Origin of the sequence: Streptococcus sp. OMI870 (assembly GCF_047460295.1) — a bacterium.
Lineage (GTDB): Bacteria > Bacillota > Bacilli > Lactobacillales > Streptococcaceae > Streptococcus.
Window position 1 is genome coordinate 68613 of record NZ_JASHGM010000003.1, and the last position, 17112, is coordinate 85724.

Consider the following 17112-nt stretch of genomic DNA (forward strand, 5'->3'; position numbering starts at 1 on the left):
ATTGACTTTTGAAAGCCTTTTCACTACAATAGAACTACAGAAAAGGAGGCGGACATGAACTATATTGAGTTTACTGAAAATGAGCGTCTGTCCACGATTGTCCTTGGGATGATGCGGATCAGTCAGATGAGTGAAGATGAGGTGGAGGCCTTGGTGGAGGCAGCCTTGTCGATTGGGATCAACACCTTTGACCTGGCAGATATCTATGGCGATGGCCAGTGTGAGGTCCTGCTGGGGAAGGTTCTCAAGCGCCGTCCGGATCTTCGGGACCAGATGTGGATTCAGTCCAAGTGTGGGATTCGCAAAGACGGCTTTACCTATTTTGATTTTTCGAAGGACTATATTTTGGACTCCGTCGATGGCATCCTCGAGCGTCTGCAGATCGAGCGCTTAGATAGTCTCCTCCTTCACCGACCGGATGCCCTCATGAAGCCGGAAGAAGTGGCGGCAGCTTTTGATCACTTGGAGAAAGCGGGCAAGGTCCGTCATTTTGGGGTGTCCAATCAAAATCCTATGATGATGGAATTGCTCAAAACAGCTGTCAAACAACCACTCAAGGTCAACCAGTTGCAGTTGAGTGCCGCCTTTACGCCTAGCTTTGAAGCCGGTTTTCATGTCAACATGGAAGGGCCAAAAGCAGCCGTGCGAGATGGCAGTGTCTTTGAGTATTGTCGTTTAACTGATACGGTGATTCAAGCCTGGTCTGTCCTCCAGCATGGCTATTTCAAGGGGAATTTTGTGGGCAAGGAAGAGTTTGCGGCCCTCAATCACGTCCTCAATGACTTGGCGAAAAAATACCAAGTCACTCCGACAGCCATTGCCCTTGCTTGGGTCCTCCGCTATCCGGGTAAGATGCAGGCTGTCATCGGAACGACCAAACCCCAGCATATCCTTGAAGCGGGGAAAGCAGCAACAGTCACTCTAACGCGCAAGGAATGGTACCAAATCTACTTGGCGGCGGGAAATGATTTGCCTTAGAATCTTGTTAGTAGACCAGACTTCACTTGTATCAGTGGGCTGGTCTTTTGTTTTATACTTTACGAATTTTTCTTGACAAGTCTTACTTTGTTATGGTATTCTTTATGCAACAAGTGTTGCGCAACGTTTGTTGCGTGAAAGGAGTCTTATGCCACCCAAGGTTAAATTTAGTAAAGAGGCTATCATTGGGACAGCTTTACAATTGGTGAGAGAAGAGGGCCTGGCTAGTTTGACGGCTCGAGCATTAGCAGAGAAACTGGGAGCCACGCCAAGGGTCATTTTTGGGCAATTTGCTAATATGGCTGAGTTACAAGCAGAGGTTATTGTTGCTGCGGAGATGGTCGTGGTGGGGTATATTCGCAAGGCCTTAGAAGATGAGAAACCTTTTCGATCTGTCGGGGTTGCTTATATCCTCTTCGCCTCAAAAGAGCCCCAACTCTTTCAATTGCTTTTCCAAAATCCTAGCAAAGATCCGATTCGTCGCTTTCAAGATTTTCTTCCCATGAAGGATCATAGTTACCAATTAGTTCTGGATTCGATTGTCGCAGACTATCCTTTGACGTTAGAGGAGGCTAGTCGCCTGTACCAGCATTTATTTATCTACTCACACGGAATGGCCTCTATGGTTGCTTCTGGCATTTATCAGTTCAGCATGGAAGAAGTGATTGGATTACTGACGGAGGTTTGTCAATCTCTCATCAAAGAAATGGTAGGAAAGAAATGATTCAACTAGAAAATGTACACAAAAGTTACGGCCAGACCAAGGTTTTAAAGGGGATTGATTTGCTGATTCAAGACCAGGATGATGTGGTGATCCTTGGTCCTTCTGGATCGGGGAAATCAACTCTCTTAAATGTGCTGTCAGGCTTAGAAAAGGTAGACGAGGGGCATATCCTCATTCAAGGACAAGATTTATCACAACTCACGGATGCTCAATTGACAGCCTTTAGACGTGAGAAGATTGCCTTTATTTTCCAGCAGTATTATCTATTGCCGAATCTAACGGTTAGACAAAATGTAAAGATGGGGGCAGATCTAGCAAACAATCATGATTTTTTGCAGATCATTGAGGATTTGGGCCTTGGAGATAAGCTGGACAAATATCCGAGTGAATTGTCGGGTGGGGAACAGCAGAGAGTCTCCATTGCTCGGGCCTTGGCCAAAAAGCCAGAGATACTCTTCTTAGATGAGCCGACGGGAGCCCTGGATGAAGAAACAGGGCGCAAGATTCTCGACTATATCTGGAAGTTGAAGAAAAAGTTGGGCTTTACCTTAATTATGGTGACGCACAACCAAAATATTGCGGATATGGCCAGAACCATCATTCGCGTCAATAGTGGCAGGATTACCCAAGTTGTGATCAACGATCAGCCTCAGACTGCCTATGAGATTGGATGGTAAGCCATGTTTTCAGTAAAAGATATTCGAAAATTAGTTGTCGTCAGTATCATTGGGGCTTGTGCAGTCTTTGTGGCCAATCTCTTCTTAAATTTTTACCTGGATATCGAGCAGTTGGAGATTTCTAAAACCAATCCCATGATTCAGACCTACTATGATGCCCAGGTTTCGCTATCTTGGATGGTGGCCATGGTCAGTGGGGGCGTCTTGTCCTTGACGTCTATCCTTCTCATGTGTTTTTATATCAAACAATTTGTCGATGACCACAAGGAACAATTAGGAATTTTAAAGGCTTTGGGATACAGCAATGGCCAGTTGGCGAAACGATTTTGGGCTTTTGGACTCAGTTTTGGAGTTGGAGCGCTTCTTGGCTATTTCGCTTCTTTTCTTATGATGAGTCATTTTTATGACTTTCGCAATGAGAAGGGGATTCTGCCAGACATTACCATTCATTTTCATTGGCAACTCTTAGTTGCTTTAGTGATGCTACCAACGACTTTCTTTATGGTCCTTGCGATTGCTTATGCTAGAAGACAACTACAAACGCCGGCCCTTCGCTTATTGAAAAAATCTCCAACACCAATCAAGGCCCAAAGGAGAAAGAGGGTTTCCAAGAAAGACAAATCTTTCCTAAAAGAACTGTCCTCATCACTGATTTGGGGGAGAAAATCGATCTTGTTTTTTGTGGTCTTTGGCTCCATGTGTTTCGCGGCCATGGTTCAATTGTCTTTTGTCCTAAGGGACTATACAGATGACATCATCCAAACGATGATGATTATGATTGGTTTGATCCTTTCTTTCTCGATCCTCTTTTTGTCATTGGGAATTGTGGTCTCAGAAAGTCGCGAAACCTTGGCTGTTATGAAGGCATTTGGCTACACCGATCGTGAATGCCAAAGTCATATTCTCGCTCCCTATCGTTTTTGGGCTTATCTAGGATTTATTTTAGGAACAGCTTATCAATACGCTATCATGGAAATTTTGATCGGTGTGATCAAAGATACAGTTCCTGGTAAAATTGAGCACAACTTTGACTGGAATGTGTGCTTTTGGACTTTGATCAGTTTTGCTGTGGTTTATGAAAGCCTCTTTTATCTATCTAACAGAAAACTCCAAAAACAAACCATCAAAGAAGTGCTTTTAGCAGAATGATCAGAAAAGGTTGGCTCTCCCAGCCTTTTTTTCTTGTGATAAATGATTGACAGGGAGAGGCTTTTCCGCTATTCTAGGGGAATGAAAGAAAAGGAAAGGGATTGAGATGAAACGGAGTTACTGGCAGGACCTGAAAGGGGCCTTTTACTTAATCTGGCGCTATAAATGGTCCTTTATCTCTGTAGGGATCCTCTTGCAGTTTGTGGTTGGTATTGGAGCTGCGGCCTTGAGCTGGGTCTTTCAACTGGCAGTCTTGCTTGCTGGTCAGGCCAATATCGATAAGAACAACTTGGTCTCTGTGATGAGCCATCCCTTAAGCTTGCTGGCTCTTTTGGTCTTTATCATGGTCTTTGCTTTCTTGTTTATGTTGGAGATGCGGACCCTGATTTCGGTCATTTACCTATCTCGAACCGACCGACACTTGTCCTTTAAAAAGGTCTTGCGGCAATCATTTGGTCGTTTGAAGGATTTGTCGGGGAGAAACCTGCTTTACTTTCTGCTCTATCTTCTTTTGACCTTGCCTGTCGCAGGTGTCTTGATTGGATCGACCCTGACAGATGGTCTTTACATTCCAACCTTTATCACAGGGGAGTTTGAAAAGACCACGATGGGCTCCATCGGGCTCTTAGTGGTGCAGCTGACCCTTCTCTATCTCAATCTTCGCCTCATCTATACAGTTCCCAACCTCGTGGTGGAGGAGCTGCCATTTGGTCGTGCCTTGAAAAAAAGCTGGAGCATGACCAAAAGAAGAAGCTTTTGTCTCTTATGGAGAATTCTGTCCTTTGAGTTTCTCTTAACCTTTCTAGGGATTTTGCTGGTCTTGGGTCTGGTCTTTACCTTGACGGTGATCGATAAAGAGGGGCAGTATTTCTGGGTGGAGACCATCTTTTTGGTCTTGATTCGGACCTTCCTGTTTATTTTTACAGTCTTGACAAAGGTGGGGTCGCTCGGCATCATCTTGGATTCTGCATGGGAAGTACCGAGCCGTTCCGTCATGCGCTCCAAAGGCAGTCGAAAGATGAAGGGGCTCTTTGCTCTGACAGTGGTCTTTCTCATAGTCCAATCGGGGATTTCAGCTTTTGAACTGGCAACCCTAAAAGTCAATGATCAGATCAAGCTGATCGCCCATCGAGGAGACGTCTCTAAAGGGGTAGAAAATTCCCTGGAAGCCTTAGAAGCAGCAGCCAAGGGAAAGGCGGCTTATGCAGAGATGGATATTCTTCTCACCAAGGACCATCAATTTGTCGTCCTGCATGACTACAATCTCAAGCGCCTTGCTGGGGTGGACAAGGATGTGAAAGATATGACCCTAGCTGAGGTGCAAGGCCTCAAGATTCAGCAGGATGGTCACACGAGTCATATCCCTTCTTTTGAAGAATATGTTAAACGGGCCAAAGAATTGAAGATGAAGCTCTTGGTCGAGCTTAAGCCTCACGGTACAGAACCGGAAAACTACGTGGATCTTTTCGTCCAGAAGATGCGGGACTTGGGGATCGAGAAAGACTATCCGGCTATGTCTTTGGATCTGTCGGTCATGGAAAAGGTCGAGAAAAAAGCTCCTGAGATCAAGACTGGCTATGTTATTCCCATTCAATTTGGTCGCTTTGAGAATAATTTGGTAGACTTCTTTGCGATTGAAGACTTTTCTTATCAGGAGGAATTGGTGACCCAGGCCCATGAGATGAAAAAAGAGCTCTATGTCTGGACCATCAATGACAAGCAGAAGTTGACGAAGTATTTGCAACAACCCATTGATGGCTTGATTACGGATGAATTGACAGAGGCTCAAAGATTGAAAAAAGATTTGAAACAAAACAAGTCCTACTTTGATCGCGTCTTAAATCTTGTCGCTACGTCTAAGGAAGAATAAGAGGCACTCTGCTTTAAAGGTTTCTCAAAATAGGAGAAGCCTTTTTAGCTGACTTAAATCTTGCTTTTTTTGTGAAATTAGTATACAATGATACTTAATTAGTATACATGCGTAATCCCTAGGGTCTTTCCCTCAGGGAATTTTGTGTGTTTTGACCTATTTTTCGGTGGGAAAAAGCTTTGCTTCTCCCGCAGAAAAAAGTATGAAAAACTTTGGAGGTAATGATGATTCGATCCTTAATTTCCGAGATCAAGGAATTCAAGAAGCCCTCGATTTTGGCTTCCTTGTTCATGGTCTTTGAAGTCATGTTTGAGATTTCGATTCCCTTTGTCATGGCGAGTCTATTGGACCAGGGTGTTCAACAAAGAAACATGAACAATATCCTATTTTACGGTGGGCTCATGCTGGTCTGTGCCTTTCTCTCCCTCTTTTGTGGGATGCAGTCTGCCCGTTATGGTGCCTATGCTTCAGCTGGTTTTGCTAAAAACCTTCGTCGGGCCATTTTCAAAAAGGTTCAAACCTTCTCATTTGAAAATATTGACCAGTTCTCATCTGGTGGTCTGGTTACTCGGATGATGACGGACGTGACCAATGTGCAAAATGCCTATCAAATGGTCATCCGGATCTGTGTACGGGCACCGCTCAATTTGATTTTTGCCATTGCGGCCTGTTTTTTGATCAACCCGGAAATGGCTATGATCTTTGTCTATGTGACCATCTTTTTGGCAGCTGTTCTAAGCATCATCATGAAGATTGTTTATCCGCTCTTTACAGAAGTGTTTGAATCCTATGACAATCTTAACAACAGCATTCAGGAAAACATTACCAATATGCGAGTGGTGAAGTCTTACGTTAAAGAAGCCGACGAAACGGTTAAATTCCAAAAAGCTTCCCGCCGGATTTACAACATGTTTATGAAGGCAATCCGTATCGTTGTCTTTAGTAGCCCAGCTATGATGCTTTCCATGTATGCTTCCTTCCTTTTGATCTCTTGGATTGGGGCTCATCTAATCGTTGGTGGTCAACTCTCTACTGGAAATTTGACCTCCATGTTTAGCTACACCATGACCATTCTCATGTCGCTCATGATGTTTATGATGATCTTTGTCATGCTGTCAATTTCTATGGCCTCTGTCGAGCGGATCAATGAAGTCTTGACGACCAAAGCGACGATTGTCTCCCCAGAAAATGGAATCAAAGAAGTTGCAGATGGATCCATCAACTTTGAAGATGTGACCTTTGCCTATACTGATGAGAATGGCGACAAGACCCATGTCTTGCAAGGAATTAACCTTTCCATTCGTTCAGGGGAAGTCATTGGTATCTTAGGGGGGACAGGATCAGGGAAGTCTAGTCTAGTACAGTTGATTCCTCGTCTCTATGATGTCGAGTCTGGTCGGGTGACAGTAGCAGGCCACGATGTCAAAGAATACGATCTTGATTCCCTTCGTAAGCAAGTGGCCATGGTTCTTCAGACCAATGTTCTTTTCTCTGGTACGATTAAAGAAAATATGCGCTGGGGAAATAAAGATGCGACGGATGAAGAGATCATCGCAGCTTGTAAGATTGCCCAAGCCGATGAATTTATTCAAGATTTCAAAGAGGGTTATGACACCATGATTGAGCGTGGGGGATCCAATGTCTCCGGTGGACAGCGCCAACGTCTCTGTATTGCGCGTGCTCTCCTCATGAATCCGAAGATCTTGATCTTGGATGATTCGACTTCAGCGGTCGATACCAAGACAGATAGTTTGATCCGTCAAGGATTGGCAAGGAGCTTGAAAGAGACTACCAAAATTATCATTGGTCAACGGATATCCTCTATTCAGGATGCAGATCGTATCATCGTCATGAATGATGGGCAAATCGATGCCATCGGTAGCCACGAGGAATTGCTTGCCAATAATGCCATCTACCAAGAAGTATATGAAATGCAAACACAAGGGAAAGGAGTAGCAGATGAAAACTAAGAAAAAAGCAAATCTAGGTTCACTCCTTCGCCTACTGGACTTCCTATGGAAAAACTACAAGCTGTCCTTGATTGTTTCCTTTATCTTAATCATTCTATCGTCTCTTGCGACGGTCAATGTGATAGCTTCGATTCAGTCCTTGGTCGACGTCTATGTGGAGCCCATGCTGTCGTCCAACAGCCATGACTTTGGACCGCTCTTGTCCTTCTTGACAAGGGTTGGTTTGATCTGTTTGATCGGGGTCCTTGCCAACTATGGCTTTACCTTGATTATGGCGACCATTTCACAAGACTCGCTTAGAAGCCTTCGGAATCAGTTGTTTGCTCGCATGCAAAAACTGCCCGTTCGCTACTTTGATACCCACCAACACGGGGACATCATGTCTATCTATACCAATGACATTGACGCTCTTCGCCAAGCGATTGAACAATCCATTCCCCAACTTTTATCCTCAGCGATTATGATCCTTGGGGTAACGATTACCATGCTGACCGTCAGTCCGCTCTTGTTCTTAATTGTTCTGATTATGGTCATCGTTATGTTCTTTATTATCAAGGATGTTTCTGGTAAGTCCGGCCGTTACTTTGGGGCCCAACAAAAGAACTTAGGGATCGAAAATGGCTTTATTGAAGAAATGATGTCGGGTCAAAAGGTGGTCAAGGCCTTTGTCCACGAAGCAGAAAGCATCGAGGATTTTGATCGGATCAATGACCAACTCTTTGAATCTTCTTACCAAGCCAATCGCTATGCCAATGTTCTCATGCCGATTCTTGGGAACCTAGGAAATGTTTCCTTTGTTCTGACATCCTTGATCGGTGGGATCATTGCCCTCAATGGCATCGGTGGTTTAACCATTGGTGGTCTCATGGCCTTCTTACAATTGAACCGCTCCTTCACGGGTCCCATTGCCCAGGTCTCTCAACAATTGAACTTTGTCCTGATGGCCTTGGCTGGTGGAGATCGTATCTTTGATCTTTTGGACGAAGAAGAAGAAGTCGACCAAGGAAAAGTGACGCTGGTCAATTATGAACTGGTCGATGGAGAAATGGTCGAAACCGATCAGAAAACCAACAAATGGGCTTGGAAACACCCGCGTCCAAATGGAGATTACCAGCTTGTCAAGATGGTCGGAAATGTGGTCTTTGATGATGTTGATTTCTCTTATGATGGGAAGAAACAAATCCTTCATGGCATCAACTTGTACGCGGATAAGGGTCAAAAAGTGGCCTTTGTCGGTGCGACTGGTGCAGGGAAGACAACCATCACCAACTTGATCAACCGCTTCTATGATATCCAATCCGGAATGATTACTTATGATGGGATCGATATCAAATTGATTGAGAAAGATTCTCTTCGTCGTTCCCTCGGAATCGTTCTTCAAGATACCCACTTATTCACTGGTACGATTGCGGAAAACATCGCTTATGGCCGTGCCGATGCAACGCGGGAGGAGATCCTTGAGGCAGCTCGGATTGCCAATGTGGATTCCTTTGTCAAACACTTGGATCAGGGCTATGAAACGGTCTTGACAGATGATGGGGCTGGCCTTTCAAATGGTCAACGACAATTGATCGCCATTGCCCGTGCAGCCCTTGCCAATGCGCCAGTCTTGATTCTGGACGAAGCGACGTCTTCCATTGACTCTCGGACAGAGAAGATGGTGCAAGAAGGGATGGACCGCTTGATGGAAGGTCGGACTGTCTTTGTCATTGCCCACCGTCTGTCGACGATTGTCAATTCCGATGTCATCATGGTGATGGACCATGGACGCATCATCGAGCGAGGCAACCATGCTTCCTTGATGGCAGAAAAAGGAACCTATCACCGTTTGTACACCGGTGGACTTGAGATTGATTAAACCAAAAAAGCTTGAGCGTTGGCTCAGGCATAGATTGAAGACAAAGTCATCTTAAAAACTTTCCTTAGGTGAGTACGGACGTCAGCGAACTTCGAAGAAGTTCCATGACTAATTATTGAGCCTAAGGTCTCAATAATTCCGAGTGCCTGAATCTTAATTGTTTCAGGCACTTTTCTCACGGCGGAAAGTTTTGGTATTTTCTTGATTCATTTTAAAAATTAGAACTCATTATTATTTTTTGCAGAATCGCTTAACTTATTTCTAAATAGTTTGTCTACATAAAAAAAGCCTGAGCCAGCGCTCAAGCTTTTTTGCTTATTTTTCAAGTAATTCTTGGATTAAGTCTTCCATAGCAGCTGGTTCTGTTTTGGAGGAGAAGCGTTGGGCGACTTGGCCTTGTCGGTCGATGACAAATTTTGCGAAGTTCCATTCAATGCGTTTGCCCAGTGGTCCAGCTGCTTGGCTTTTGAGCCAGTCATAAAGAGGAAGGGCTTCTTTACCATTGACCTTGGCTTTAGCGAATCGTGGGAAGGTGGTCTGGTAGTTGAGGCTACAGAAGCTATTGATTTCTTCTGCAGTTCCTGGAGCTTGTCCCATGAATTGGTTACAAGGGATGTCTAGGATTTCCAGCCCTTTTTCCTTGTAGCGCAGGTAGAGATCTTGCAGTCCTTGGTATTGCGGGGTCAAGCCACAGCCTGTTGCTGTATTGACCACGATAAGGACTTTACCTTGGTAGTGGGAAAGAGAAATTTCTTCCCCTTGTTGGTTTTCTAAAGAAAAATCATAAATGCTGGTCATAGGTGTTATCCTTTCTGTCTTTTCATCTTTAATTGTAGCACAAATATCCTAAAATTGGGCCAAGAGGACCATGACTTCTTGCTTTAGTCCCACTTGTGAAAATGATATAATAAGAAGATAAAAGCTCTCAAGAAAGTGCTAAAAGGAGAACGGATCGGATGAAATTACTCTATACGGATGTTCGGACCCCCTTGACCCAGGTCCTGACGCAAGAAGCCGTAAGGTTAGTAGAAGATGGCAAGCGTGTGTTTTACATTGCACCTAACTCTCTTTCCTTTGAAAAAGAAGCCAAGGTCTTGTCCTATTTAGAAGGTCAGGCTTCTTTTACCATAACCGTTACGCGCTTTGCTCAAATGGCCCGTTATTTCATCCTGAATCAGGTTTTTGAGGAGCAAGCCTTAGATGACATCGGACTAGGCATATTATTTTTTAAAGCTCTTTCCCACATGAAGGACCAGGATCTTAAAGTTTACGGAGCCCTGCGCAAGGATCCTCAGTTTATCCAGCAACTGGTTCAGCTCTACCATGAATTACAGACAGCCCAGATGGATTTTACAGATTTGGAGTTGCTCGGGGAAGCTGAAAAAAGAGAGGACCTCTTGGCGATTTTTGAAGCGGTCTCTGAGATGCTGGTCCAGCATCAGTATGAATCCCAGTCCAAGATGGCCGTTTTCCTCAATCAGGTCGAAGCAGGGCACTTAGAGGAGCAATTAAAGGATGTGGCGATCGTCGTCGATGGCTTCACGCGTTTTTCTGCGGAAGAAGAGGCCTTGATTGGTCTCCTTCACCGAAAAGGAGTGGAGATTGTCATCGGAGTCTATGCCAGTGAAAAAGCCTATCGGGCAAGCTTTAGAGAGGGCAATCTTTACCAAGCCAGTGTTGACTTTCTCCTTCAGCTGGCAAAGACTTTTGAGGTACAGCCTCAGTATTGTGGGCAAGCGATCGAAGACTCCTTTAGTCGCATGACCCGCATGTTAGAAGCGCGTTACGATTTTTCACAAGTGGAAGATGAACTGGAGAACCAAGATCGAACTGCTGTTCAACTCTGGCAAACCAATACACAAAAAGAAGAGTTGGAATTTGTTGCTAAATCCATCCGTCAGCGCCTTCATGATGGGGCACGCTATCGGGATATTCGGGTCTTGCTAGGCGATGTAGAAGCTTATCAACTGCAACTCAAGACCATTTTTGATCAGTATCAGATACCCTTTTACTTGGGACGAAGCGAAGCCATGGTCCATCATCCCTTGATTCAGGTCATTGAATCCTTGTGGCGGATCAAGCAGTTCAATTACCAGACCGAAGACATCATCAATCTATTGAAAACGAGTCTGTATAGTGACTTGACCCAAGAAGAAGTCGATTCTTTTGAGCAGTACCTTCGCTTTGCGGAAGTAAAGGGGGCTGCAAAATTTCACAAGCATTTTACCAGCAATCGTCAGGGTAAGTTTAATTTGGAAGGGCTCAATACTCTCCGGGAACGCGTCGCAGAACCTTTAGCTCCTTTCTTTTCACAGCGCAAACAAAAGGTGACCCATCTCTTAATGGCCTTTACAGAGTTTCTGCAAGAGGCTCAGCTTTCTCAGAATTTACAAGCTTTGATCAAGGATCTAGCTTTGGAAGAGCAGGAGCGCTATGACCAGGTCTGGAAGGCTTTCCTCCACGTCTTAGAAGAATTGAATCTGGTTTTTGAGGACCAAGAGCTGACAGTGGATGACTTTTTGGCCCTCCTCTTATCGGGGATGCAATTGTCTCAATACCGGACAGTTCCTGCTACTGTCGATGTGGTGATGGTTCAGTCCTATGACTTGATTGAACCCTTGACAGCACCTTATGTCTACGCGATCGGGCTGACCCAGGAACGTTTTCCCAAGATCGCGCAGAATACCTCGCTTCTCAGTGAAGAAGAGCGTCAGCAGCTCAATGAGGCCACCCAAGAAGGAGCAGAGCTCCAGGTGGTGACCAGCGAAAATCTCAAGAAGAATCGCTTTGTGGCGGTTTCGTTACTCAATGCAGCGACCAAGCAGTTGGTCCTATCGGCCCCTAGCTTGGTGAATGAAACGGAAGATAGTGTCTCTCCTTATCTTCTAGAATTGGCCAAGGAGCCTATTGCCATCGAGTGGAAGACCAAACAAGCCCAAGCTTCGAGTGATGATATCGGGACCTACCGAGCCCTCTTAGCGCGCGTGATCGAACTCCATCAAGAAGAAATTACGAGTGAGTTGTCTCCTGAAGAAGCCAGCTTTTGGGGTGTGGCCGTGCGGGTCTTGCGAAAGAAATTGGCCGCTGAAGGCATCCAGATTCCTCAAATTTCAACGGAATTGAAGAGTCGCCAGCTCCAGTCGGATACGCTTCAAGCGCTCTATCCAGAGGGCAAAGCCTTGACTTTATCTGCTTCTGCCTTGAATGAATACTACAAGCACCAGTATGCCTTTTATCTGCGCTATGTCTTGGGCTTACAAGAAGATGAGACGATCCGGCCAGACGCTCGCAGTCATGGGAATTTCTTGCACCGAATCTTTGAAAAAGTCTTAAAAGACAGCTCCGATCAAGCTTTTGATCAGCGCTTAAGCGAGGCGATTCGAGAAACCAGCCAAGAAGCAGAGTTCCAGCAATTGTATGGAGAAAATGGAGAGACCGAGTTTATTCGAAACTTGCTTCTTGATACCGCTAAAACAACGGGGCGTGTCCTCGCCCAGCAAAATGGCATCGAGACCATTGGTGAGGAGACCCTCTTTGGAGGGAGCGCCCATACCTCTTATCCTTTGTCTGATGGCCGTCTCCTGCAGCTACGAGGCAAGGTGGACCGGATTGACAAATTACGAGAACAAGGAGCTCTTGGCGTTGTGGATTACAAGTCGAGCTTGACGCAATTCCACTATGACAAGTTCTTTAATGGCCTGAATTCTCAATTGCCAACCTATCTCTCTGCCATTCAGGATCTGAAGGAATACCAAGCGGAGCAAGGGATTTTCGGAGCCATGTATTTGGAAATGGGAGATCCCTTAGTGGATCTGAAAAAGACTAGGACAGTCGAGGACGCCATCAATCAAACTATGAAAAGTCAACAGTACAAGGGGCTCTTTATGGCAGATCAGGCGTCTTATCTGGGCGAGGCCTATGATAAGAACAAGGCCATGATGCTGAGTAAGGAAGAGCTGGACCTGCTCCTCTTGTACAACGCTTATCTCTATAAAACAGCAGCAGAAGGGATCCTCAAGGGGCAATTTGCCATCAATCCCTATAGTGAAAATGGGCGCAATATCGCACCATATGTGGAGCAGTTTAAATCCATCACTGGATTTGAAGCCGATCGTCACCTCGGTCAGGCAAGATTCTTGACCAAACTAGACCAAAAAGGAATACGCGGTGAAAAGGTGAAAGCCGCTTGGATCGAGAAGATGAAGGAGGTCTTGAACAAATGATCAAACAAGCATTTTTGACAAGAGAAGAAATCAAGGCCCTTCAGGCCCAAGAGGCAGCCTCTACCAAGGAGCAAAAGCGAACAGCAGAACAGATCGATGCCATCTATAGTTCGGGGACTAATATCTTGGTGTCGGCCTCTGCTGGTTCAGGAAAGACCTTTGTCATGGTGCAAAGGATTTTGGATCAGATCCAGCGAGGCATTTCGATTAAGGAGCTCTTTATCTCGACCTTTACGGTCAAGGCAGCAGGCGAGCTTAAGGAGCGTTTGGAAAGTGAACTTGGAAAAGCCCTGCAAGCGAGCGATGCCCCAGAACTCAAGCAACACCTGGCCCGTCAAATCGCAGATGTCGCAACGAGCGATATCGGAACCATGGACTCCTTTACCCAAAAGGTCCTAACGCGCTATGGCTATTTGCTTGGGTTGGCGCCTCAGTTTCAGATTTTACAAAATGCCAGTGAGCAGCGTCTCTTGCAAAATGAAGTCTTTCAGACTGTTTTTGACCGCTATTACCAAGGAGAAAACCAAGAAGCCTTTGTCCAGATGGTCAAGAATTTCACGGGACAGCGCAAAAATTTGACCTTGTTTAAAGAGCAGGTCTACCAGATCTATGACTTTCTTCAGTCGACCAGTGATCCGGAGAAATGGTTGGAGGAGCATTTCCTAAAAGGCTATGAGGAGACCGATTTTGAACAGGTGGAAGCTACCCTGATGGAGAGCATCCAGCAGGCTCTTTATGAGGCAGAGAGCTTTTTTGACTTCCATTTGTCCAATGAAGGCCAAGCATTTGGTAAGGCCAAGTATTTGGAAGCGGTGCAAGAGGTGCTCGACCAGATTGGAAGCCTCACAGAGCGCCCTAATAAAGGGCAACTGACCTCTGTCTTAAAGGCAGTCGTGGCGATTAGTCGAGCTTCAAATGGGGGAGCCTTGACCAATAGAGCCCGTAAAGAAGAGCTGAAAGACCTAGTTACGGCTTATAACCAGGACAAAAACCTTCATATCAATCGCCTCAGAGACTTGGAAAATCAGCTCTATCAGCTGGAATTTCAACAAACCTTCCACCAAGAAGAAGGGCCTATGCTCTCTTTGCTGCGGGACTTTATCCGAGACTTTGCTCGTGCTTATCTGGAGCGAAAAATCCAAGAAAAGGCTTATGAATTTGGGGATATCAGTCATTTTGCTATTCAAATTTTAGAGCAATTCCCAGAGGTCAGACAAGCCTTTCAGGAGCGCTACCACGAGGTCATGGTCGATGAGTACCAGGATACCAACCATACCCAAGAGCGGATGTTGGACTTGCTGTCAAATGGTCACAATCGCTTCATGGTGGGGGATATCAAGCAATCGATTTACCGCTTCCGTCAGGCAGATCCACAAATTTTCAATGATAAATTTAAGGCTTATCAAGAAGAAGGGGCAAAAGGGCGGTTGATCCTTCTCAAGGAAAATTTCCGGAGTCATGTGGAAGTGTTGGATGCGACCAATGATGTCTTTCGCCATTTGATGGACGAAGAGGTAGGAGAGATTGACTACAATCAAACCCACTATCTAGTTGCAGGAAGCGACAAGCAGCGGATAGCCTTGCCACAACATCGGGCTGAATTTTTACTCTATGATGGTAGCCAAGACCCGGAAGAAAAGGCCGAAGACGAGGAAGCAACCCTTGGACTTGAGACAGTTTCCAAGGGAGAAATTCTCCTTGTCATCAAAGAAATTTTACGCCTCCATCGGGTAGAAAAAGTGCCTTTTAAAGAGATCACACTCTTGACCGCGACTCGAACGCGAAATGACGCCATTCTGGAAGCCTTTGACCAGTACCAGATTCCGATTGTGGCAGATAGCGGACAGGCGCATTATCTAGAGTCGCTGGAAGTGATGGTCATGCTGGATACCTTGCGGACCATTAACAACCCCTTGCACGATTATGCCTTGGTTGCTCTCATGAAATCCCCTATGTTTGACTTTGATGAAGATGAGCTGGCACGGATTTCCTTGCAGACCCTTTCAGAGCAAAAGCAAGTGGCCTTCTACCACAAGGTCCAGTTAGCCCTTGAAAAAACTGCAGAGCATGCAAATCTGATCGATGCCAAGCTCCTAGCTAAAATCGAGAACTTCCTCCAGGTTTTATCTACTTGGCGCGCTGCTGCCAAGACCTCTTCACTCTATGATTTGCTTTGGAAAATCTATGAGGATCGTTATTACTATGACTATGTCGGCGGCCTTCCAAATGGTGCCCAGCGCCAGGCCAACCTCTATGCCTTGACGCTTCGGGCCAATGATTACGAGAAGGCCAGCTTTAAGGGCTTGTCGCGTTTTATTGCCATGATCGATAAGGTGATCGAAAATGAACACGATTTGGCCAGCGTCCCTCTGGCAGCACCCAAAGATGCCGTCCAGCTCATGACCGTCCATAAGAGTAAGGGGCTGGAATTCAAGTATGTCTTTATTCTCAATATGGACAAGGCCTTTAACCGTAAGGATCAATCAGGACCGATCATTCTCAGCCGTCAAAAAGGGATTGGCTTTAAATATGTTGCGAACCTGCCAGTTGAGACAGAGAATCCAGCTGCTCCTGAAACTATCCGCCTGCAGATCGAAACCCCTTGCTACCAAGGCAATGTGGAAGAAACAAAATTAGCCACGATTTCAGAGCAGATGCGTCTTCTATATGTTGCTATGACACGGGCCGAGCTCAAGCTCTATCTGGTCGGAAAAGGCCGTGAGGACAAACTGCGAGATACCGATTGGGGGACCAGTCGCAATGGCAAGCTGGATCCGGAAAAACGAAAAGAATGGACCTCTTATCAGGACTGGCTCTTTGCCATTCAAGATGTGTTTGCCAAGAATACTCTGGCCTATGACACGCGTTTTGTGACAGATGAAGACCTGACACCGAACCAGCTGGAGCCACTAGAGAAGGAGAAGGATTCCCGCCTGGATCAGCTCAAGGATGTCCGCCAGTCAGAGGATATTCGTCGGGCTTTGGATATCTTGGAAAATGTTGATCGGCTCAATCAGCTTTATGCTCCGGCCATTCATTTACCTAGTGTCCGTACCCCTAGCCAGATCAAGAAATTCTACGAGCCGGTCATGGATGCCAATGGCGTCCAGATCATGGATGCGAAGACCGTGACACCTGACTTTGAGCTCCCAACTTTTGGTCAAGAAAAAGCGGTGACAGGAGCCCAAGTTGGTAGTGCTGTCCATGAACTCATGCAGCGCGTGCCTCTTGAAGAAGCAATCACTCTTGATACACTGCGTCAAGCCTTGGAGCAAGTCCAAGCAGAGCCAGCGGTCAAAGCGCGCATCAAGCTAGAGGCTATTCTCGCTTTCTATGAGACGCCTTTGGGAACCTTACTTCAAAGAGAAGCCCCTCGTGTTTATCGTGAAGCCCCCTTTGCCATGCTGAAGAAAGATCCAGCTAGTGGAGAGGACTTTGTCGTGCGGGGGATCTTGGATGGGTATATCGTGCTAGAAGATCGGATTCTGCTCTTTGACTACAAGACGGATCACTACAAGGTCCCTAGCCAATTGGTCGAACGATACCGAGATCAGCTCGATCTTTATGCAGAAGCTCTTCGCCGTTCCTATGGCCAAGAGCACGTTGAAAAATATCTGGTACTTTTAGGTGGCCCTCATCTAGAAGTAGTGAAAGTGGAGTAAC

At 45.8% G+C, this 17112-nt stretch carries 10 protein-coding genes; 9 read left to right on the forward strand and 1 reads right to left on the reverse strand.

The genetic code is table 11. The annotated features are described in order from the left end of the window. Positions 1-54: 54 nt before the first annotated feature. The 7 genes from QM968_RS06460 (at position 55) to QM968_RS06490 (ending at position 9226) form a co-directional block, all read left to right on the forward strand. Complete coding sequence (locus QM968_RS06460; protein WP_414383056.1) at positions 55-978, forward strand: aldo/keto reductase; 924 nt, start codon at positions 55-57, stop codon at positions 976-978. A gap of 148 nt (positions 979-1126) precedes the next feature. After that, entirely contained in the window at positions 1127-1702 is a 576-nt protein-coding gene (locus QM968_RS06465; protein WP_009731342.1) for a TetR/AcrR family transcriptional regulator, read from the forward strand. Further along, positions 1699-2379 carry an ABC transporter ATP-binding protein gene (locus tag QM968_RS06470; RefSeq protein ID WP_414383058.1) on the forward strand — a complete coding sequence of 227 codons (681 nt, stop codon included), beginning with the start codon at positions 1699-1701 and terminating at the stop codon, positions 2377-2379. The genes QM968_RS06465 and QM968_RS06470 overlap by 4 nt, the downstream gene beginning before the upstream one ends. A 3-nt stretch (positions 2380-2382) precedes the next feature. After that, positions 2383-3528, forward strand: a complete 1146-nt coding sequence (locus tag QM968_RS06475; protein WP_414383060.1) for an FtsX-like permease family protein — start codon at positions 2383-2385, stop codon at positions 3526-3528. A 106-nt stretch (positions 3529-3634) separates the two neighbouring features. Further along, positions 3635-5398 carry a glycerophosphoryl diester phosphodiesterase membrane domain-containing protein gene (locus QM968_RS06480; protein WP_414383062.1) on the forward strand — a complete coding sequence of 588 codons (1764 nt, stop codon included), beginning with the start codon at positions 3635-3637 and terminating at the stop codon, positions 5396-5398. Between the two features lie 224 nt (positions 5399-5622). Then, positions 5623-7368 carry an ABC transporter ATP-binding protein gene (locus QM968_RS06485; protein WP_414325819.1) on the forward strand — a complete coding sequence of 582 codons (1746 nt, stop codon included), beginning with the start codon at positions 5623-5625 and terminating at the stop codon, positions 7366-7368. Beyond that, entirely contained in the window at positions 7358-9226 is a 1869-nt protein-coding gene (locus QM968_RS06490; RefSeq protein WP_009731337.1) for an ABC transporter ATP-binding protein, read from the forward strand. Before QM968_RS06485 ends, QM968_RS06490 begins: the two co-directional genes overlap by 11 nt. A gap of 315 nt (positions 9227-9541) precedes the next feature. Here QM968_RS06490 and QM968_RS06495 read toward each other — a convergent pair whose 3' ends face one another. Then, complete coding sequence (locus QM968_RS06495) at positions 9542-10024, reverse strand: glutathione peroxidase (protein WP_371585592.1); 483 nt, start codon at positions 10022-10024, stop codon at positions 9542-9544. 158 nt (positions 10025-10182) lie between these two features. On the opposite strand from QM968_RS06495, the gene rexB reads away from it, so the two are divergent. Further along, positions 10183-13449, forward strand: a complete 3267-nt coding sequence (gene rexB / locus QM968_RS06500) for an ATP-dependent nuclease subunit B (protein ID WP_414383065.1) — start codon at positions 10183-10185, stop codon at positions 13447-13449. Beyond that, positions 13446-17111, forward strand: a complete 3666-nt coding sequence (gene addA, locus QM968_RS06505) for a helicase-exonuclease AddAB subunit AddA (protein WP_414383067.1) — start codon at positions 13446-13448, stop codon at positions 17109-17111. Before rexB ends, addA begins: the two co-directional genes overlap by 4 nt. The last annotated feature ends 1 nt before the right edge of the window (position 17112 follow it).

Coding starts and splice junctions, on each gene's coding strand:
- QM968_RS06460 (WP_414383056.1), top strand. CDS start 55: ATGAACTATATTGAGTTTACTGAAAATGAGCGTCTGTCCACGATTGTC.
- QM968_RS06465 (WP_009731342.1), top strand. CDS start 1,127: ATGCCACCCAAGGTTAAATTTAGTAAAGAGGCTATCATTGGGACAGCT.
- QM968_RS06470 (WP_414383058.1), top strand. CDS start 1,699: ATGATTCAACTAGAAAATGTACACAAAAGTTACGGCCAGACCAAGGTT.
- QM968_RS06475 (WP_414383060.1), top strand. CDS start 2,383: ATGTTTTCAGTAAAAGATATTCGAAAATTAGTTGTCGTCAGTATCATT.
- QM968_RS06480 (WP_414383062.1), top strand. CDS start 3,635: ATGAAACGGAGTTACTGGCAGGACCTGAAAGGGGCCTTTTACTTAATC.
- QM968_RS06485 (WP_414325819.1), top strand. CDS start 5,623: ATGATTCGATCCTTAATTTCCGAGATCAAGGAATTCAAGAAGCCCTCG.
- QM968_RS06490 (WP_009731337.1), top strand. CDS start 7,358: ATGAAAACTAAGAAAAAAGCAAATCTAGGTTCACTCCTTCGCCTACTG.
- QM968_RS06495 (WP_371585592.1), bottom strand. CDS start 10,024: ATGACCAGCATTTATGATTTTTCTTTAGAAAACCAACAAGGGGAAGAA.
- rexB (WP_414383065.1), top strand. CDS start 10,183: ATGAAATTACTCTATACGGATGTTCGGACCCCCTTGACCCAGGTCCTG.
- addA (WP_414383067.1), top strand. CDS start 13,446: ATGATCAAACAAGCATTTTTGACAAGAGAAGAAATCAAGGCCCTTCAG.